Here is a 17,336-nt window from a genome sequence, read left to right as displayed (position 1 = left end):
TTGCTCTGCGCCCCCGACTGGTGGAGGATGGAGAACATGACTGCACCTGCTTCGGCAGAGGCATCGTCGAACCCCCACGACGCCTCCCCCTCAACTCCCGCGCAGGACGCTCCGGTCAGCGGTTTCACGCTCTGGGCCGTCTTCCGTCGCAATCCCGCCACCCCCGTCACCGTGACCGACACGTCGGTGAGCGAACTCGACGCGGCGGTGAGCGCCGCCGCCGAGCGCGGCGTGACGATCCGCGGCTTCTATGACGTCTCCGGCTTCAAAGCGGACGCGGACCTCATGATCTGGCTGCACGGCGATGAGGCGCACGACATCCAGGCGGCGCTGCGCGAGCTTCGCCGCACCTCGCTCATCGCTCCGCTTCTCCCCACGTGGAACGCGATGGCCGTGCACCGCGACGCCGAGTTCAACAAGCGGCATGTCCCCGGCTTCCTCCGCGGCCTCCCGCCGAAGAACTGGATCGTCGTCTACCCGTTCGTGCGCAGCTACGACTGGTATCTGCTTCCCGACGACGAGCGCTCGAAGATGCTCGCCGACCACGGCCGCAAGGGCGCACAGTTCCGCGGCGCGATCGCGAACACCGTCGCGGCGTTCGCCCTCGGCGACTACGAGTGGGTGCTCCCCATCGAGTCGGACGAGCTCACGGAGCTCGTCGACATGATGCGCGACCTGCGCTACACCGAGGCGCGCCGGCACGTGCGTGAAGAGGTTCCGTTCTACACGGGCCGTCGCATCGAGACGGCCGAGATCCCGGAGGTTCTCCGTTGAGCTATGACGCGATTCTTCTGGCCAGCTTCGGCGGCCCCGAAGGGCAGGATGACGTCATCCCGTTCCTCAAGAACGTGACGCGCGGCAAGGGGATCCCCGAAGAGCGGCTCGAAGAGGTCGCCGTGCACTACCGCCACCACGGCGGAGTATCGCCGATCAACGAGCAGAACCGGGACCTCAAAGCCGCCCTCGAGGCGGAACTCGCGCGTCGCGGCATCGACATTCCCGTCTACTGGGGAAACCGCAACTGGGACCCGTACTTCACCGACGCGCTGCGGGAGCTGCACGCCGACGGGAAGCGGGACGTGCTTGCGATCGTGACGAGCGCGTACACGTCGTACTCGGGTGTCAAGCAGTACCACGAGGACTTCGACCGGGCTCTCGACGAGACCGGGCTTCGCGACAGTGTCCGCATCACCCGAATCCGCGAGTTCTTCGACCACCCGGGATTCGTCAGCCCGTTCGTCGAAGGCGTGCGTGAGGCGCTCGATTCGCTGTCGGATGCCGCGAACACGCACGTCATGTTCGTCACCCACTCGATTCCCACCGCCGCCGCGACCGAATCAGGTCCTGAATACGGCGAAGGCGGAGCGTACGAGGCTCAGCACCGGGCTGTCGCGGAGGCGATCATGCGCCGTGCGGGCTCCGATGCGCCGCACAGCCTCGTCTACCAGTCCCGCTCCGGGAACCCCGCGACGCCGTGGCTCGAGCCGGACATCAACGACGCGATCGCGGAACTCGACGGCGTCGACGCGCTCGTGATCGTGCCGATCGGGTTCGTGAGCGACCACATGGAAGTGCTCTGGGACCTCGACAACGAGGCCCTCGAGACGGCACGCGAGAACGGCATCCGCGCTGTGCGCGTTCCCACCCCCGGCGTGCACCCGGCCTTCGTCGCGGGGCTCGTCGACTTGCTCGGTGAGCGCCTGCAGAACATTCCCGATGCCGAGCGGCCGCACGAGACCGACCTCGGTCCATGGCCCGACCACGCACCGCAGGGCGCAGATCTGGCGGGGGTGACCCCCGCGTCATGACCACGTTGCTGGTCGGCACCCGCGGCAGCGCCTTGGCGACAGCCCAGGCCGGCGGCGTCGCGCGCGCTCTCGCCGATGCGATCGGCGGCGAGGCCGAGCTGCTCACGGTCACGACCCACGGCGACACCTCCCGCGCCTCGCTCTCGACACTCGGCGGCACGGGGGTGTTCGCAGCGGCGCTGCGCGACGCGCTGCTCGACGGCGCGTGCGATCTCGTCGTGCACTCCATGAAGGACTTGCCGACGGCCGCCCTGCCCGGCCTCGTTATCGGCGCGGTTCCTGCCCGCGAGGACGCCCGGGATGCCTTGTGCGCGCGCGACGGGCTCACTCTCGATGAGCTTCCCCACGGCGCTCGCGTCGGGACCGGCTCACCCCGCCGCATCGCGCAGCTCAAGCATCGCCGGCCGGACCTCGACGTCGTCGACATCCGCGGAAACGTTGGGACCCGGCTCGGATTCGTCACGTCGGGCGAGCTCGACGCCGTCGTTCTCGCCGCGGCCGGCCTCGCGCGGCTCGGGCTCTCGGAGGCCGCAACCGAGTTCTTCGACATCGAGACCTGGCCAACGGCGCCCGCGCAAGGCGTGCTCGCCGTCGAGGTGCGCAGCACCGATCTCGAGACCCTCGCCGCCGACGCGCCTCTCGTGCGCGCCCTCACCGCGGTGACGGATGCCGCGGCCGAGGCCGCCGCCACAGCCGAACGTGCTGTCCTCTCCCGATTGGAGGCCGGCTGTGCGGCGCCCGTCGCCGCGCACGCGGTTCTCAGCGGGGGAGAGCTCACCGTCGATGCGCACGTGTATGCGCTCGACGGAACCGCCGTGCGCGCCCGACAGCAGCGCGTCACCATCGGTGACGTGTGGGCGCCCGCGTCGGGCCCGGATGCCGGACCGGCCGTCCACGACACGGGTGCGCTCATGAAGCGCGCCGCGCGCGCGGGTACCGAGCTGGCCGACGCCCTCCTGGCCGCTGGCGCGGCCGACCTTGCACCTCTGAGGGAATCATGACTACTGCACCGAGCAAACCGCTGAAGGGCTGGCGCGTCCTCGTGCCGCGCGGCGGCCCGTGGGGCGACGGGGTCGCGGCGGAACTTCGCGACCGTGGCGCGACGCCCGTCATCGCTCCCATGGTGAACTTCGCGCCCACGTCCGACCCGGAAGGCCTCGCCCAGGCTCTCAAGCGGCTCGAAGCCGGCTACTTCGACTGGGTCACCCTGACGAGTGCGACGACTGTCGACGTGCTGTACACGCAGAACGTCACGATCCCGCGTCGCACGAAGGTCGCCGCCGTCGGCGAGACCACGGCGGCCGCGCTGCTCGCCGTCGGCTACCACGTCGATCTTGTGCCGGCGAAGGACAACTCGGCGAAGGGCATGGTGTCCGAGCTCACGCAGCTCGAGCCGACGCCGAAGAAGTTCCTCACGCTGCGCTCCGAGATCGCGAAGCCCGTACTCACGAAGGGGCTCATCACGGCGGGGCACGACGTGCACTCGGTCGTCGCGTACCGCACGATCGGAGAACCCGTCACGCAGAAGGTGCGCGACGATGTCGCCAGCGGCCGCACCAACGCGATCCTCGTGACCTCCGGCTCGGTCGCCGAGCAGGTGGTCGAGCAGCTCACGCCGCTTCCACCCACGACGCTCATCGCGGCTATCGGACCGCGCACGGCCAAGGATGCCGCAAAGGCGGGCCTCGCAGTCCACATCGTGTCACGGCGACAGACCGTGACCGACCTCCTCGACGCGATCGTCAGGGTGGTCGAATCCGGCGGCCAGGACGCCGCCGTGACCTCGACGGCGCAAGGCGAGGTCATCACCTCGGCCATTCGCATCGTCGAGGAACGCAATGCGCAGTGACCCTGCGCGATCCCCGAGGGACAGGACTACGGTGACAAATCCCACCATCAGACCACGTCGCCTTCGCACGACCCCGGCGATGCGCCGGCTCGTGGCAGAGACGAGGCTGCACCCCGCCGAACTCATTCTTCCGATGTTCGTGCGCGAGGGCGCTACGGAACCCGTGCCGATCGGCTCGATGCCCGGGGTCGTGCAGCACAGCATGGACAGCCTTGTGCGAGCGGCAGAAGAAGCGGTCACCGCGGGAATCGGGGGCGTCATGCTGTTCGGTGTCCCCGAGACGCGCGACGCAATCGGCTCGCAGGCGACCGACCCCGACGGCGTTCTCAATGCAGCGACACGGCGGCTCGCCGACGAGTTCGGCGGCGATCTCGTCGTGCAGACGGACTTGTGCCTCGACGAATTCACCGACCACGGCCACTGCGGCGTCCTCGACGCACGCGGAAACGTCGACAACGACGCGACGCTCGAGCGATACGCGGAGATGGCGCTCGCGCAGGCTCATGCCGGTTCCAGCATATTGGGACTCAGTGGGATGATGGACGGCCAAGTCGCCGTCGTCCGGGAGGCGCTCGACGCGGCCGGATTCATCGATACGGCCGTTCTCGCCTATGCGGCCAAGTACGCGTCCGCATTCTACGGGCCTTTCCGCGAAGCCGTGGACTCGCAGCTCGCGGGTGATCGGCGCACGTACCAGCAGGACCCGGCGAATCGCCGTGAGGGCTTGCGAGAAGCGACGCTCGATCTTGCCGAGGGAGCGGACATCGTCATGGTCAAACCGGCGATGAGCTACCTCGACGTTCTCTCCGACGTCGCCGAGATCTCCGACATTCCGGTCTGGGCATATCAGATCTCCGGCGAGTACGCGATGATCGAGGCTGCCGCGGCGAACGGCTGGATCAACCGGCGAGCAGCGATCGAGGAATCGGTGCTGAGCATCCGCCGCGCCGGCGCCGACGCCGTGCTCACCTACTGGGCTATCGAACTCGCAGGATGGATCAAGTGAACGAGGAACTTTTCGCGCGGGCCAAGCAGGCTATCCCGGGAGGCGTGAACTCCCCGGTGCGCGCCTTCGGCTCGGTCGGCGGCACACCGCGCTTCCTCGTGAAGGCATCCGGTCCCTACGTGTATGACGCTGACGGCAACGAGTACGTCGACCTCGTCGCCTCCTGGGGTCCGGCGATCCTCGGCCATGCGGATCCCGCCGTCGTCACGGCGGTGCAGGACGCCGCGGCGCTCGGACTCTCCTTCGGCGCGTCGACGCCGAGCGAGACGCAGCTCGCGGAGCTCGTCGAGCGGCGCATCGTCGGGGCCGGACCTGATGGCGGCAGCATCCGTCCGGTCGAGCGCCTTCGCCTCGTCTCCACGGGCACGGAAGCGACGATGACCGCGATCCGTCTCGCCCGCGGCTTCACGGGCAGGGACCTGTTCATCAAGTTCGCCGGGCATTACCACGGGCACTCCGACGGGCTCCTGGCTGCGGCCGGATCCGGCGTCGCCACGCTCGCGCTCCCGGGTTCGGCGGGCGTTCCGGCGGCTATCGCGGCGCAGACTCTCGTGCTGCCTTACAACGATCTCGATGCGGTGCGCACGGCCTTCGCCGAGCGCGGCGACGAGATCGCCGGAATCATCGTTGAAGCCGCCGCCGCGAACATGGGCGTGCTTCCGCCGCTGCCCGGGTTCAACGCTGCGCTGGCTGAGATCGCACACGAGAACGGCGCGCTCCTGATCCTCGACGAAGTGCTCACCGGCTTCCGCGTGAGCGCCGCCGGCTACTGGGGCCTCTCGACGAACGAGGGCCCCGCGTACCAGCCGGATCTCTTCACGTTCGGCAAGATCATCGGCGGCGGAATGCCCGTCGCCGCGCTCGGCGGTCGAGCGGCCGTCATGGACTACCTCGCGCCGGCGGGACCCGTGTACCAGGCCGGCACGCTCTCCGGAAACCCCGTGGCTATGGCCGCGGGAATCGCCACACTCGAAGGCGCCACCGCCGAGGTGTACGCGAAGCTCGACGCGACCGCAGATACGTTCTCGTCGGCGGTGTCGCAGGCGCTCACCGCGGAAGGCGTCGCGCACACCGTGCAGCGCGCCGGCAATCTGTTCAGCTTCGCGTTCACGAGCGAGACGCCGCGCGACTACGCCGACATGCAGGCGCAGGACACGTGGCGGTATCCGCCGTTCTTCCACGCCATGCTCGACGCCGGAGTGTCCCTCCCGCCGAGCGTGTTCGAGGCCTGGTTCGTCACGGCCGCACACGACGAGCGGGCCCTCGGCCGCATCGTCGACGCCCTCCCTGCGGCGGCACGCGCAGCGGCATCCGCTACCCCGATGAGCTGACCAAGCTGGGCGTTACCTCTTTGTGAGGTTTCACCATCCCGATAACGGAATATGGACGGCAGACTAGAGGCATGGCTTCAATCCTGCTGCACGCCGATCGACTCGAGATCAAGCTGACCGCGGCAGAGAAGATGCTCGCCAGGCGCAAGGATGACGTCGTCATCCCACGCGAGAGCATCCGCTCCGTGTCGCTCACCGACGACCCGTGGATCTGGATTCGCGGCGTGCGCGCTCCCGGAACGGCCTTTCCGCTCACACTCGCGGTCGGACAGTGGAAGTTCCACGGCGGCAAGGACTTCGTCCTGCTCAAGGGCTCGCGCCCCGCCGTCGTCATCGACCTCATCGATGAGGAGTTCCGCCGGGTGCTCGTGTCGACACGCAAGGGACTCGAGCTGATCGCCGCGCTGCGACTCGAGGAGCGCAAGCCGCGCAAGGTACGCGTGCACATGGCTCAGCCGCGCACGAAGGCAGTGGCAAGCGTGACGACGCTGCCGACGGCGAAGAAGCCAGCGGCCAAGAAGCCCGCGGCGAAGAAGCCGGCGGCCACGATGACCTCTCCGGCCGCCCCGACGGCGGCCGAGAAGACTGCTCCGAAGAAGGCGGCTCCGAAGAAGGCGGCTCCCAAGAAGCCCGCCGCGCCCAAGAGCGCGCCTGGGTCGACGGTCGCCGCCGCCCCATCGGCGCAGGCGCCCGCAACGGCGAAGGCTGCTCCGAAGAAGCCCGCCGCCAAGAAGCCGGCGACGACGAGCGCGGCCAAGAAACCCGGGGCCAAGAAGCCGGCGGGCGACAAACCGGCGCCGAAGAAGCCAGCTCAGAAGCCCGACGAGACCGAGACCGGATCGCCCGGCCAGGAGTCGTAGCCGCTACGCCGTGACGTCGATGACGCTGCGGCCCCGCACTTTTCCGGCGAGCACGTTCTCGGCAATCGAGCTGGCCTCGGTGAGCGCGAACACTTCCGTCATCTCGTCGAGAAGCGCGAGGTCGAGGTCGCGAGCGAGCCGTGACCACGCCTCCTCGCGCAGCGTGAGGGGCGCGTCGACCGAGTTCACTCCCGCGAGCGTCACGCCGCGCAGGATGAACGGCAGCACCGTCGCCGGCAGATCGGCGCCTTGCGCGAGACCGCACGCGGTCACGACTCCGCCGTAGCGGGTCTGGGCGAGCGCATTCACGAGGGTGGCGCTGCCGACCGCGTCCGCGACGGCCGCCCACCGCTGCGACTGCAGCGGTTTGCCGGGCTCCGACAGTTCTGCCCGATCGAGCAGTTCGCTCGCGCCCAGCCGGCGCAAGTACGCGCCCTCGGTGTCTACCCGGCCCGTGGAAGCGACGACCTCGAATCCGAGGTGTGCGAGAAGGGCGATCGTGATCGACCCGACGCCGCCCGCCGCTCCCGTGACGAGCACGGGACCGTCGCCGGGGCGAACGCCATGCCGCTCGATGGCGAGCACCGCGAGCATCGCCGTGAACCCGGCCGTGCCGAGCGCCGCGGCCTGCGAGGGCGAGAACCGGCCCGGAACACGCACGAGGGAGGCGCCGTCGACGCGAGCGAGCTCGGCGAGACCGCCGTCACGGCTCTCGCCAAGGCCGGCGCCATTCAAGAGCACGCGATCGCCCGCGCTCCAGCGGCCCGACTCCGAGGAGCGCACCGTGCCGACCACGTCGATGCCGGCGATGAGAGGCCAGGTCCGGACGATCCCCGGCCGGCCCGTGAGGGCCATCGCGTCTTTGTAGTTGATGCTCGAGGCGGCGACGTCGATCCACGTGTCGCCCTCTGTCAGTCGCGCGGAGTCGAGTTCGCGCAACGTCGCAGTCTGGCGCTGCTCGCCGCCGGCATCCGTCTTCTCCACCAGCCACCCGCGAAACGTCGTCATGCCGCCAGCCTACGGGCGCGCCAGGCGGATTGCGAGAGCGTCGCACAGCCCCTTGCAACGCGGCTATACAAGCGTATAGTGCTGATCGTGAGGACGGATGACATGGGAACCGACGGCCGCACGCGGCTCATCGGCGCCGCAATCGAGAGCTTCGCGGCGTCGGGCTTCGGCGTGCCTGTTCGTGCCATCGCGGACCGCGCGGGTGTCACGGCGGGGCTCATCCGGCACCATTTCGGGTCGAAGGATGCGCTGCGCGAGGTGTGCGACGCCGAGGTGCTCGCGCGCTACCGCAGCCTCAAGCGCGACGCGATGGCGCAGAGCCCCCTGCCCATGTTCGGGGCCGTGTCGAAGAATCCCGGAAACGCGGTGCTCATCGTCTACGTCGTGCGCGCGGCGCGGGAGGGCGGCGAGACGGCGCGCCGATTCCTGGAGCGGTTCATTGCCGAGGCACTCGCGATCTCTCGAGAGGCGACGCACGACGGGCTGCTCGTGTCGAGCCGAGACGAGCAGGCTCGCGCGCGCTACCTGATCACGATGACGCTCGGGGCGCTCAGCATCCAGCTCGCGCTCAAGCCCGAGATCGCGCTCGCCGACTTCCCGCGCGTGCTCGACGAGGTCATGGCGGAAACGACGCTGCCCGCTCTCGAGATCTTCACCGAGGGAGTGTTCGCTGACCGCCGCTACCTCGACGCCTACCTGGAGTACCTGCACAGTGACAGCGCGCCGGATGGGCGCGACCAAGGAGTGGGATCATGAACGGCAGCACGGCCATCGAGATCACGGGTCTCGTGAAGCGCTTCGGGCGGGTGACGGCGCTCGACGGGCTCGACCTTCGCGTCGACGCCGGCCGCGTCGCGGGATTCCTCGGGCCCAACGGTGCGGGGAAGTCGACGACGATCCGCGTGCTCCTTGGGCTGCTTCGCGCGGACGCGGGCAGCGCGCGCCTTCTCGGCGGGGACCCGTGGCATGACGCCGTCGAACTCCACCGGCGCATCGCCTACGTGCCCGGCGACGTGAACCTCTGGCCCAACCTGACCGGCGGTCAGGCCATCGACATCCTCGCCCGGTTGCGTGGCGACCACGACGAGCGCCGCCGGGACGCGCTGATCGAGCGGTTCGACCTCGACCCGAGCAAAAAGGCGCGCACGTACTCGAAGGGGAACCGCCAGAAGGTCGCCCTCGTCGCCGCGCTCAGCTCCGACGCCGAACTCCTCATCCTCGACGAGCCGACCTCGGGCCTCGACCCGCTCATGGAGCAGGTGTTCAGCGAGTGCGTGCGTGAGATCGCGCACGACGGACGCAGTGTGCTGCTCTCGAGCCACATCTTCGCCGAAGTGGAGCGGCTGTGCGACACCGTCACGATCATCCGCACCGGCCGCACCGTTGAACAGGGCACCCTCGCCGAGCTGCGGCACCTGCATCGCAGCACGGTGACGGTCGTGTCGGATGCCGCCGGCGACACGCTCGCCGGAACCCCGGGCATCGCCGACCTCACCTCTGACGGCGACCGCATCAGCTTCACCGTCGACGACGAGAACCAGCCGGAGGTGCTCCGCCGCATCGCCGGGCTGCAGCCGCGCTCGCTCGTGATCACCCCGCCCTCGCTCGAGTCGCTGTTCCTGCGGCACTACGGCGGCGCGCTCGCCGACGAGGAGAAGGAGGCGTCATGACGCGCGTCGCACAGCCGCCTCTCGCGGGGCGGCATGTCACGCCCGCGGCGGTCCGCCCGGCGGCATCCGTCGTCTCAACCGCCGTCGGAACGGGCACGATGCTGCGGTTCGTGCTGCGCCGCAACTGGCTGCGCATGCTCATCTGGATCATCGTGCTGGCCGGCATGGTGCCGCTCGTGTACTCGAGCCAGCAGGAGGCGTTCCCGACGCAGGCGGCCCGCGACGCCTACGCGCAGGTTGCGAACACTCCGTCTGTCGCCGCGCTCACGGGGCTCCCGTACGCGGCGGGATCGCTCGGCGGCATCCTGGTCATCAAGCTCTGGATGACCCTCGCTGTCGGCATGGCCTTCGCCGTCGTCTTCCTCGTCACCCGCAACGGACGCGCCGACGAGGAGGCCGGACGCACCGAGCTGCTGCGCGCCGGCGTGCTCGGCCGGCACGCGCCTACGCTCGCTACGGCGGCCGCGACTGCGGCGTTCAGCGCGGTCATGGGGCTCGCGATCACCGCTCTCGCCCTGGCCTGCGGGCTCGACGGCGGCGGTTCGTGGACCCTCGGCGCTTCGATCGCGGGCACCGGGATCGCGTTCACCGGGGTGGCGCTCCTGTGCGGGCAGCTCACGCAGACCTCGCGTGCGGCCAACGCGCTCGGCAGCGTCATCATCGCGCTGGCCTACCTCGTGCGCGCCATCGCCGACGTGGGGGCCACGGACGCCACACCGCACCCGCTCAGCTGGGCCTCGCCGATCGGCTGGGCGCAGAACATGCGCGCGTACGGCGACGAGAACTGGTGGCCGTTCGCGCTTCTGGTCGCGCTCGGGGCGATCGGATGCTGCGCCGCGCTCGCCATCGAATCGCGCCGTGATCTCGGCGCCGGGGTGCTCCCGCAGCGGCCGGGCCGGGCACGCGCCGGCGCGGTCCTCGGTTCTCCGCTCGGCCTGCTCACGCGGCTGCTCATCGGACCGATGATCGGCTGGCTCGTGGGCGCGACGCTGTTCGGCGCGTTCTTCGGCGGTGTCGCCCTCAAGATGGTCGACGTGCTCGAGCCGGGCAGCGCCTACGCAATCGCCTTCGCGGGTCGGGGTGACCCGCTCGCCGGAATCCTCGGTCTCTTCAGCATGGTGAACGGCATGCTCGCCGGCGGCTTCGCCGTGCAGGCGGTGTGCGCGGCGCGCATTGAAGAGGCGAACGGGCGGCTCGAAGCGCAGCTCGCCACGGCCCTCTCTCGCACACGCTGGCTCGGCGCGCCGATCGTGCTCGCCCTCGTCTGGTCGGCGCTCATGCTGACCTGCAGCGGCGCCGCGCTCGCCGGGAGCTACGGCAAGGCCGGCGCCTTCGGCGAGCTCGTCGCGGCTTCGCTCAGCTACCTGCCCGCGTGCGTCGTGCTGATCGGCATCGCCGTCTTCACTCTGGGCTGGCTGCCGCGGCTGAGCATCACGATCTCGTGGGCGCTCTACGGAGCGTTCGTGGTGGTCGCCATGTTCGGCCCGCTGCTCCGCGTGCCCGACGACGTGGTGAACACGACGATCTTCGCCGCGACGCCCCGGCTGCCCGCCGACGATCCGCAGGCGACGCCGCTCATCGTGCTGAACCTCGTCGGCATCGTGCTCGCCGCGCTCGGGCTCTGGCGGTTCCGCCGCCGGGACATTCCGGCGTAGCCCCGCGCAGGCAGACTCACGTGATATCGCGGCGCCATGTGACGAGCCAGCCGATCACGGAGACGACGACGGCGATCGCCAGCAGCACGAGGCCGCCCTGCCACCACTCCAGACTCGTTCCGCCGCCCGCTCCCGCGAGAGAGTAGAAGCTCGCTCCCACGAGCGCATCGCTCGCCGCCCCGGGCAGCCACTTCGTCACGTCGCCGATCCAGTCCGCGAGAGTGCCGAGCGACCGAAGGATCGGCTCGACGAACTGCGTGAAGGCGAGCACGATGACGACGGTCGCGACCTGGTTCGGCACGGCGGATCCGAGTCCGACGCCGATCGCGGCCCACAGGGCCATCGCAAGCACCGAGCGTGCGATGAGCGCCCACGTGTCGCCCGAATCGAGCGCTGTGTCGATGTCGAACGCAGCGAGCACAGCGGAGCCTGCCCCGACCGAGCCGAGAAGCGCCACGACACCGAAGAAGGCGCCGATGACGAGCAGCGTGGCCCATTTCGCTCCGAGAACGATGCCGCGTTTCGGCGTCGCGAGGAACGTCGGCGTCAGCGTCTGGTGCCGGAACTCACCGGTCGTCGCGAGCGCGCCGAGCAGGAACGGGAAGACGTAGCCGACGGTCGTGCCGAAGCTGTAGACGAGCGGAGCGAGCCCGCTTGTCGGCATCCCCTCCACGCCTTGCGCGGCACCGAGCAGTCCCTTGGAGGTCGCGCCGAAGAGCGCCCCGATGCCGCCGGCGAGCAGCACGACGTACGAGAACAGGATGATGAGAAGAATCCACCAGATTCGCGTCGTGAAGACCTTCGTGAACTCGGCCCGAGTGGCCGCGATGAACATGCTCATGCGTCTCCTCCGCCCACGAGGGACAGGAACCGTTCCTCGAGTCCCGAAGCGCGCCGCGCGAGCGCGTTCAGCTCCACTCCCGCGACGAACGCGGCGTGCCCGACGGCGCCGGGCTCGACCTCGTAGACGGTGAAGCCCGATCGGGCGATATCGAAGCGGAACCCGGCCTGCTCGAGCGCCGCGCGCAGCGCCTCGCGATCCGGCGCGTCAACGTGCACGCTCATGCTGTCGCCCGCGTCGAGGTCCGCGAGGGTTCCCGTGTGCACGAGCTGTCCCTTCGCGATGATGATCACGTCGTCCACCGTCTGCTGCACTTCGCTCAGCAGGTGCGACGAGATGAGGATCGTGCGGCCCTCCCGCGCGAAGTGGCGCAGCAGCTCGCGAATCCACTTGATGCCCTCGGGGTCGAGGCCGTTCACGGGTTCGTCGAGAACGAGAACGCCAGGGTCGCCGAGCATCGCGTAGGCGAGCCCGAGGCGCTGCCGCATGCCGAGCGAATAGCCGCCCACGCGCTTCTCGCCGAATCCGGCGAGGCCCACGAGCTCGAGCACCTCGCCCACGCGCGACGATGGGATGCGCGCCGCTTGCGCGTAGATCGACAGGTGATGCTCCGCGCTGCGCCCCGGGTGAAAGCTCGACGCTTCGAGCGCCGCCCCGACGGTCGTGAGCGGGGAGGGCAGATCTCGATACCGGATGCCGCCGATCGTGGCGGTCCCGGAGGTCGGCGCGACCAGTCCCAGCAGTGAGCGCAGCGTCGTCGTCTTGCCGGCTCCGTTCGGTCCGAGGAACCCGGTCACGCGCCCCGGTTCGACAGAGAACGAAAGGTCGTTGACGGCGGTGAAGCCGCCGAAGCGTTTGGTGAGACCGGAAATCTCGATCGGCACCCCGGGACTCGGCATGCACACTCCTCTCCTGACTGTGCTCCAATTCTGGCGGATGCCGCGACCGGCGGGCATCCGCCGTCAGGCGGAGATTGGGCCTTGCCGTCGTGCCTCGGCGGCCGTACGGTCGAAGCACGAGGGAGAGGAGCTGACATGAGCGACCCCGAATTCGAACCGAACTTCCCCGAGACCGAGTCGTCCGTGCTCGCGGACGCCGAGGCGAACGAAGCCGACGTCATCGAGCAGCACCAGGACGATCTCAGCCAGACGCCGGAGGACGTCGACGAAGGCGACGCTCCCCAGGGCTACGGAGACGAGGCCGAGACGGAGCTCGACGACGGCAACGACTTCGAGGAGACCGCGAGCGACTACGAAGAAGAGGCGCAGGGCAGCGACTACGACGACGAGTGAGCCGCGTGCTCCACGCACAGGGGAGCGGATGCCGCGTGCTCATCGCACACCACGAGCTGCGTCCGGCATGCGGGGTCCGCGCAGTTCTGCATGTGCGCCGTCGCGCCCTCGCAGACGCAGCAGCGGCCGATGACGGCGGCCTTGTCTGAGAACGCGAGCGACATGCGCTTGTCGAACACGTAGAGCGAGCCCTCCCACAGCCCGTCGTCGGCGAACGCCTCGCCGTATCGGGCGATTCCGCCGTCGACCTGGTACACCTCGGTGAAGCCGCGCTTGCGCATGAGGCTCGAGAGCACCTCGCAGCGGACACCGCCCGTGCAGTACGTCACGACCGGCTTGTCCTTCAGCCCGTCGTACGCGCCAGAATCCAGCACGTCGACGAAGTCGCGCGTGTTCTCGACGTCGGGCACGATGGCGTTCCGGAACCGGCCGATCTCCGCCTCGAAGGCGTTGCGACCGTCGAAGAACACGACCTCGTCACCGCGTTCCGCGACGAGCGCGTTCACCTCCTCGGGCGAGAGCCGGATGCCGCCGCCGACGACGCCGCTCTCGTCGACCTCGAGCTCGCCTGGAGCGCCGAACGACACGATCTCGTCGCGCACCTTGACGCTCAGCCTCGGGAAGTCGAGGCTCAACCCGTCATCGTCGAGACCGGTGCCTTCCGACCACTTCACGTCGAGGTTCTTGAACGCCGGGTACTCCCGCGTCTTGCGCAAGTACCGCTTGACTGCGCCGAGGTCGCCGCCGACCGTGCCGTTGATGCCGTCCTTCGAGATCAGGATGCGCCCGCGCAGCCCGAGCGACTCGCACAGGTCCCGCTGCCACAGCCGAATCGCCTCGGGGTCAGCGAGCGGAGTGAAGGCGTAGTAGAGCAGGATCTTCGGGATGGCCACCGCTCGATTTTACGGTGACCACGCTGGGATCTTCCGGCACCGTCAACACTTCTCGTAGGCGTACGCGCCGTCGGCGTCGGCAACGAGATCGACGTCGCGGAGAATGGCGTCGTCGGGGAGGGCGCCCGCTTCGCACGCCGCATGAAAGGCATCCGGCGCGTACTCGATGTCGAGCACCCGATCGTAGCGCTTCTCGAAGACGGCGCATTCGTCGAACGCCCCGCACTCCTCGGTGATCGCGAAGTCGAAGTCGAGCCGTTCACCGAGCAGCTCGGCGGCGTTCTTCTGCGCCGCCGCGAGTCCCAGACCGTGAGCGATGCCGATGAGCGCATCGGCGAGGGCCGCGTTATCGGCCGTGCTCAACAGACCGTTCGACCGCTGGTACGAATCGAGGTTGTCGAACTCGACCGCGTCGAAGCCCGCGTCGGCGCAGCCCTCGAGCACCGGTGCGAGCCGTCCGGCTATCGCTTCGCGTGAAGCGGCCGTCGACGTGTCGAGGACGGCCTCGTCCGGCCAGTCCGGATCCATGACGGGCTCACCCGCATCGACGAGGACGAGGCCACTCCAGTCGTCCGCTTTCCCAGGCTGGGTCTGGAAGGCGTTGACGTAGCAGACATTGTACGCATCATTCAGTGTGGGAGCGGTGCTGTCGCGCACGACCGTGCCGACGCCCTCCGACGGAGCGTACGGGCCGCCGAGCTGATAGTCGAAGGGTCCGGGCGGCGGGAGCGCGACAGCTGCCGACGATCGCGGCATCCGCTCGCTCTGGTCGGGGCCGGAGGGCGTCTGATCGGACGTGCAGCCGGTGAGGAGAACGGCGACGCCCAGTGCGGCGCAAGCGACCCGGCGGCTCATGCTCCGAGTGTAGGGTGTCGCCGCGTCACACGCCCTTCGTGAGGAGCCACACGGCGGAGAACGCGCACGTCAACGCGACCACACCGACAAGGGTTGCGATGACGAGCAGGGACTTCGAGGTCTTCGTGATTTCACGCACGATCCAAGTTCATCGGATGCCGCCGGCCGCCGCGTCACCCGAAGGGATGGTTCCACTACGCCCCCGGTATGAGAACGGCCGTGGCGGCATCCGTTTCCCTGCCGCCGTCCCGTCGATAGGGTGGAGAGAACCCGACAGAACGGAGCTGTTCATGTTCGATTACGACCCGTACGCCCAGCTCGACGCGGTGCCCGCGTTCGCCGTCGAGAGCGATGACCTCGACCCGGACCTTCCGCTCAAGGCGCCGCAGTATTCGGCCTCAGCCGGCGGTTCAGACACGTCGCCGCAGCTGTCGTGGTCGGGATTCCCGCCCGAGACGAAGAGCTTCGCGGTCACCGCATACGATCCCGACGCTCCCACCGGCTCCGGATTCTGGCACTGGGCCGTGTTCAACATTCCCGCCGAGGTGACGTCGCTGCCCTCGGGTGCCGGCGCTGCCGACTCGGGTCTCCTGCCGGAGGGAGCGATCACGCTTCCCAACGAACTGCGCGAGCCCGCGTTCACGGGAGCCGCGCCTCCCGAGGGGACAGGCGTGCACCGTTACTTCTTCGTCGTGCACGCGGTCGACGTGCCCTCGCTCGACATCGACGCGCAGTCCACGCCCGCGGTGCTCGGCTTCAACCTGCACTTCCACACGCTCGCGCGCGGCATCCTCAAGGGCATCGGCGAGTTCGGCGGCGCTGCGTGACGGGTCGCTTGCCTCAAATGGCGATCTGCAGTCACATACGGCCTCGTGGCGGAAGAGGATGCGCATCCCGGATCACGGCTCGCGTCGCTCGGCTGGAACGGTGCGCAGTGGGTGCGTGGACAAGCGGCAACCGCACGAGCCTCGTTCGGCACGGAGCCGCAGGTCGGCGGCGGCCTTCTGCCGCGCGAGGTGGCCGTCGGCGCGCGACTGGAACTCGACGAGGGCACGGGCCGGCCGTACATCCTCTTCGAGGCGGCCGCGAACGACTTCGCCGACCCGAAGTGGGTGAGCGAGGCGCCGTGGAACGGCTCGCCGCGCTGGCCGCAGTCGCCGAGCCTCCTGTGGCCCGACGACCACGCGTGGCTGCTCGCGACCGAGATCGACTTCGACTCCACCCTTGTCGGCGGCAGCACCGCGCTGATTCGGGAGCTCGTGCAGACGCCGGGCATCGAGGCGCTGCCCCTGCGCCCCGACGCGGACCTGTCGTGGGACGGCGCCGAGGTCAACCGCCCGGCGTAGGCCGCCCGGCGCCTCATTTGTGGCAAAGTGCGCAGACGCTTCCCTGCGTTGAGCAGTTTGCCACCAACGAAGCTCTGCTCGAGGCGAGTGGGCCGCGCGAGCCTATGCCGGCTGCGGCGCCGCGCCGGCGGCATCCGTTCCCTCTGCCGGCTTGTCGGCGCCGAGAACTTTGCGCAGGATGATGCGCTCGCCGAGCGTCCACGAGACCGTCACGAGCAGGTAGATCGCGGCCGCGAGAGGCACGAAGGTCGCCACGATCGCGGTCATGAACGGCATGAAGCTCAGCACCTTCGTGATCTTGGTCATGTCGGGCAGCTGCGGCATGCCGGGCGCCGGCTCGGGACGGGCAGCGGCGGGCGGCGTCGCTGGCATGAGCAGCGAGCGCGATGCCTGGGCGACGACGGCGATGATCAGCACGATCGCCGCGTAGAGGAGAGCAGAGGCGAGGGCGACGGTGCCGGTCGAGATCTGATGGACGAGGCTGTCGCCGAGCTGCACGCCGAACACCGTGTGTGTGAGCAGGTCGTTGGCCTTGCCGCCGATGGTGTGCAGGATGAACAGTCCGTATACGGCCATGAGCACGGGGGTCTGCGCGAGCATCGGCAGGCAGCCGGCCAGGGGAGAGACCTTCTCCTTCTGATACAGCTCCATGGTCTTGCGCTGCAGCAGCTCGGGCTTCCTCTTGTACTTCTTCTGCAGTTCGGCGAGCTGCGGGGCAAGCCGCTGCCTGTCGATCTGCGCCTTCACCTGGGAGCGACCGACGGGAATGAGCAGCGTGCGCACGATGACGGTGAGCAGCACGACGGCGAGGGCGGCGCTCGCGCCACCGGCGAGCGGGGTGAGCAGGTCGCTCAGGAACGTGAGGACGGTATGGGCGATGTTGATGAGCGCCGCGATGGGCGCGAATTCGTAGAGGTTCATG

19 protein-coding genes are annotated in these 17,336 nt (G+C 69.2%); 13 read left to right on the top strand and 6 right to left on the bottom strand.

All coding sequences use genetic code 11. The annotated features are described in order from the left end of the window. The first annotated feature begins 36 nt into the window (after positions 1-36). The 7 genes from hemQ (at position 37) to BLV49_RS16825 (ending at position 6,854) form a co-directional block, all read left to right on the top strand. Entirely contained in the window at positions 37-774 is a 738-nt protein-coding gene (gene hemQ / locus BLV49_RS04430) for a hydrogen peroxide-dependent heme synthase (RefSeq protein ID WP_091186747.1), read from the top strand. Then, entirely contained in the window at positions 771-1,808 is a 1,038-nt protein-coding gene (locus tag BLV49_RS04425; protein WP_091180386.1) for a ferrochelatase, read from the top strand. The genes hemQ and BLV49_RS04425 overlap by 4 nt, the downstream gene beginning before the upstream one ends. Further along, on the top strand, positions 1,805-2,809 hold the full coding sequence (gene hemC, locus BLV49_RS04420; protein ID WP_091180383.1) for a hydroxymethylbilane synthase: 1,005 nt from the start codon (positions 1,805-1,807) through the stop codon (positions 2,807-2,809). The genes BLV49_RS04425 and hemC overlap by 4 nt, the downstream gene beginning before the upstream one ends. Continuing rightward, a complete protein-coding gene (locus BLV49_RS04415) occupies positions 2,806-3,657 on the top strand; it encodes a uroporphyrinogen-III synthase (RefSeq protein WP_091180381.1) in 852 nt (283 codons plus the stop codon). The genes hemC and BLV49_RS04415 overlap by 4 nt, the downstream gene beginning before the upstream one ends. Before the next feature lie 31 nt (positions 3,658-3,688). Next, on the top strand, positions 3,689-4,663 hold the full coding sequence (gene hemB, locus BLV49_RS04410; RefSeq protein ID WP_176980713.1) for a porphobilinogen synthase: 975 nt from the start codon (positions 3,689-3,691) through the stop codon (positions 4,661-4,663). Then, positions 4,651-5,994 carry a glutamate-1-semialdehyde 2,1-aminomutase gene (gene hemL / locus BLV49_RS04405; RefSeq protein WP_091180374.1) on the top strand — a complete coding sequence of 448 codons (1,344 nt, stop codon included), beginning with the start codon at positions 4,651-4,653 and terminating at the stop codon, positions 5,992-5,994. The genes hemB and hemL overlap by 13 nt, the downstream gene beginning before the upstream one ends. Before the next feature lie 71 nt (positions 5,995-6,065). Next, entirely contained in the window at positions 6,066-6,854 is a 789-nt protein-coding gene (locus BLV49_RS16825) for a hypothetical protein (protein WP_176980712.1), read from the top strand. A gap of 3 nt (positions 6,855-6,857) precedes the next feature. Here the strand turns inward: BLV49_RS16825 and BLV49_RS04390 are convergent, their stop codons facing one another. Further along, positions 6,858-7,862: an MDR family oxidoreductase gene (locus BLV49_RS04390; protein WP_091180372.1), complete on the bottom strand. Its 1,005-nt coding sequence runs from the start codon at positions 7,860-7,862 to the stop codon at positions 6,858-6,860. A gap of 87 nt (positions 7,863-7,949) precedes the next feature. Between BLV49_RS04390 and BLV49_RS04385 the strand changes: the two genes are divergently transcribed. Genes BLV49_RS04385 through BLV49_RS04375 form a run of 3 tightly spaced genes read left to right on the top strand, consistent with a single transcriptional unit; the run spans position 7,950 to position 11,187 of the window. Continuing rightward, a complete protein-coding gene (locus BLV49_RS04385) occupies positions 7,950-8,618 on the top strand; it encodes a TetR/AcrR family transcriptional regulator (RefSeq protein WP_143033950.1) in 669 nt (222 codons plus the stop codon). After that, on the top strand, positions 8,615-9,532 hold the full coding sequence (locus tag BLV49_RS04380) for an ABC transporter ATP-binding protein (RefSeq protein WP_091180367.1): 918 nt from the start codon (positions 8,615-8,617) through the stop codon (positions 9,530-9,532). The genes BLV49_RS04385 and BLV49_RS04380 overlap by 4 nt, the downstream gene beginning before the upstream one ends. Next, positions 9,529-11,187, top strand: a complete 1,659-nt coding sequence (locus BLV49_RS04375) for an ABC transporter permease (RefSeq protein ID WP_091180364.1) — start codon at positions 9,529-9,531, stop codon at positions 11,185-11,187. The genes BLV49_RS04380 and BLV49_RS04375 overlap by 4 nt, the downstream gene beginning before the upstream one ends. A 16-nt stretch (positions 11,188-11,203) precedes the next feature. On the opposite strand, the gene BLV49_RS04370 is transcribed toward BLV49_RS04375, so the two are convergent. After that, a complete protein-coding gene (locus tag BLV49_RS04370; protein WP_091180361.1) occupies positions 11,204-12,028 on the bottom strand; it encodes an ABC transporter permease in 825 nt (274 codons plus the stop codon). Next, positions 12,025-12,927 carry an ABC transporter ATP-binding protein gene (locus tag BLV49_RS04365; protein WP_091180358.1) on the bottom strand — a complete coding sequence of 301 codons (903 nt, stop codon included), beginning with the start codon at positions 12,925-12,927 and terminating at the stop codon, positions 12,025-12,027. The genes BLV49_RS04370 and BLV49_RS04365 overlap by 4 nt, the downstream gene beginning before the upstream one ends. A gap of 135 nt (positions 12,928-13,062) precedes the next feature. Between BLV49_RS04365 and BLV49_RS04360 the strand changes: the two genes are divergently transcribed. Continuing rightward, positions 13,063-13,320 carry a hypothetical protein gene (locus tag BLV49_RS04360; RefSeq protein ID WP_091180356.1) on the top strand — a complete coding sequence of 86 codons (258 nt, stop codon included), beginning with the start codon at positions 13,063-13,065 and terminating at the stop codon, positions 13,318-13,320. Here the strand turns inward: BLV49_RS04360 and trhO are convergent. Then, positions 13,305-14,213, bottom strand: coding sequence for an oxygen-dependent tRNA uridine(34) hydroxylase TrhO (gene trhO / locus BLV49_RS04355; protein ID WP_091180353.1), 909 nt, complete (start codon positions 14,211-14,213; stop codon positions 13,305-13,307). The two genes, BLV49_RS04360 and trhO, sit on opposite strands and share 16 nt — an antisense overlap. Before the next feature lie 42 nt (positions 14,214-14,255). Next, positions 14,256-15,068, bottom strand: a complete 813-nt coding sequence (locus BLV49_RS04350; RefSeq protein WP_091180350.1) for an endo alpha-1,4 polygalactosaminidase — start codon at positions 15,066-15,068, stop codon at positions 14,256-14,258. A 290-nt stretch (positions 15,069-15,358) separates the two neighbouring features. Between BLV49_RS04350 and BLV49_RS04345 the strand changes: the two genes are divergently transcribed. Next, on the top strand, positions 15,359-15,895 hold the full coding sequence (locus tag BLV49_RS04345; protein ID WP_091180346.1) for a YbhB/YbcL family Raf kinase inhibitor-like protein: 537 nt from the start codon (positions 15,359-15,361) through the stop codon (positions 15,893-15,895). A 45-nt stretch (positions 15,896-15,940) separates the two neighbouring features. Beyond that, positions 15,941-16,414 (top strand): hypothetical protein, encoded by a 474-nt coding sequence (locus BLV49_RS04340; RefSeq protein ID WP_091180342.1) that lies wholly within the window; start codon positions 15,941-15,943, stop codon positions 16,412-16,414. 102 nt (positions 16,415-16,516) lie between these two features. Here BLV49_RS04340 and BLV49_RS04335 read toward each other — a convergent pair whose 3' ends face one another. Next, a complete protein-coding gene (locus BLV49_RS04335) occupies positions 16,517-17,335 on the bottom strand; it encodes a YidC/Oxa1 family membrane protein insertase (RefSeq protein WP_091180339.1) in 819 nt (272 codons plus the stop codon). Position 17,336: the final 1 nt, after the last annotated feature.

Origin of the sequence: Paramicrobacterium humi, from assembly GCF_900105715.1 — a bacterium.
Lineage (GTDB): Bacteria > Actinomycetota > Actinomycetes > Actinomycetales > Microbacteriaceae > Paramicrobacterium > Paramicrobacterium humi.
Note: the sequence above shows the minus strand (reverse complement) of the source record. Positions and strands in the feature narration are given on the sequence as shown.

What these genes read in the sequence shown, in the direction of transcription:
- hemQ (WP_091186747.1), top strand. Translation starts at nt 37, where the DNA reads ATGACTGCACCTGCTTCGGCAGAGGCATCGTCGAACCCCCACGACGCC.
- hemC (WP_091180383.1), top strand. Translation starts at nt 1,805, where the DNA reads ATGACCACGTTGCTGGTCGGCACCCGCGGCAGCGCCTTGGCGACAGCC.
- BLV49_RS04415 (WP_091180381.1), top strand. Translation starts at nt 2,806, where the DNA reads ATGACTACTGCACCGAGCAAACCGCTGAAGGGCTGGCGCGTCCTCGTG.
- hemL (WP_091180374.1), top strand. Translation starts at nt 4,651, where the DNA reads ATGGATCAAGTGAACGAGGAACTTTTCGCGCGGGCCAAGCAGGCTATC.
- BLV49_RS16825 (WP_176980712.1), top strand. Translation starts at nt 6,066, where the DNA reads ATGGCTTCAATCCTGCTGCACGCCGATCGACTCGAGATCAAGCTGACC.
- BLV49_RS04390 (WP_091180372.1), bottom strand. Translation starts at nt 7,862, where the DNA reads ATGACGACGTTTCGCGGGTGGCTGGTGGAGAAGACGGATGCCGGCGGC.
- BLV49_RS04380 (WP_091180367.1), top strand. Translation starts at nt 8,615, where the DNA reads ATGAACGGCAGCACGGCCATCGAGATCACGGGTCTCGTGAAGCGCTTC.
- BLV49_RS04375 (WP_091180364.1), top strand. Translation starts at nt 9,529, where the DNA reads ATGACGCGCGTCGCACAGCCGCCTCTCGCGGGGCGGCATGTCACGCCC.
- BLV49_RS04370 (WP_091180361.1), bottom strand. Translation starts at nt 12,028, where the DNA reads ATGAGCATGTTCATCGCGGCCACTCGGGCCGAGTTCACGAAGGTCTTC.
- BLV49_RS04365 (WP_091180358.1), bottom strand. Translation starts at nt 12,927, where the DNA reads ATGCCGAGTCCCGGGGTGCCGATCGAGATTTCCGGTCTCACCAAACGC.
- BLV49_RS04360 (WP_091180356.1), top strand. Translation starts at nt 13,063, where the DNA reads ATGAGCGACCCCGAATTCGAACCGAACTTCCCCGAGACCGAGTCGTCC.
- BLV49_RS04350 (WP_091180350.1), bottom strand. Translation starts at nt 15,068, where the DNA reads ATGAGCCGCCGGGTCGCTTGCGCCGCACTGGGCGTCGCCGTTCTCCTC.
- BLV49_RS04345 (WP_091180346.1), top strand. Translation starts at nt 15,359, where the DNA reads ATGTTCGATTACGACCCGTACGCCCAGCTCGACGCGGTGCCCGCGTTC.
- BLV49_RS04335 (WP_091180339.1), bottom strand. Translation starts at nt 17,335, where the DNA reads ATGAACCTCTACGAATTCGCGCCCATCGCGGCGCTCATCAACATCGCC.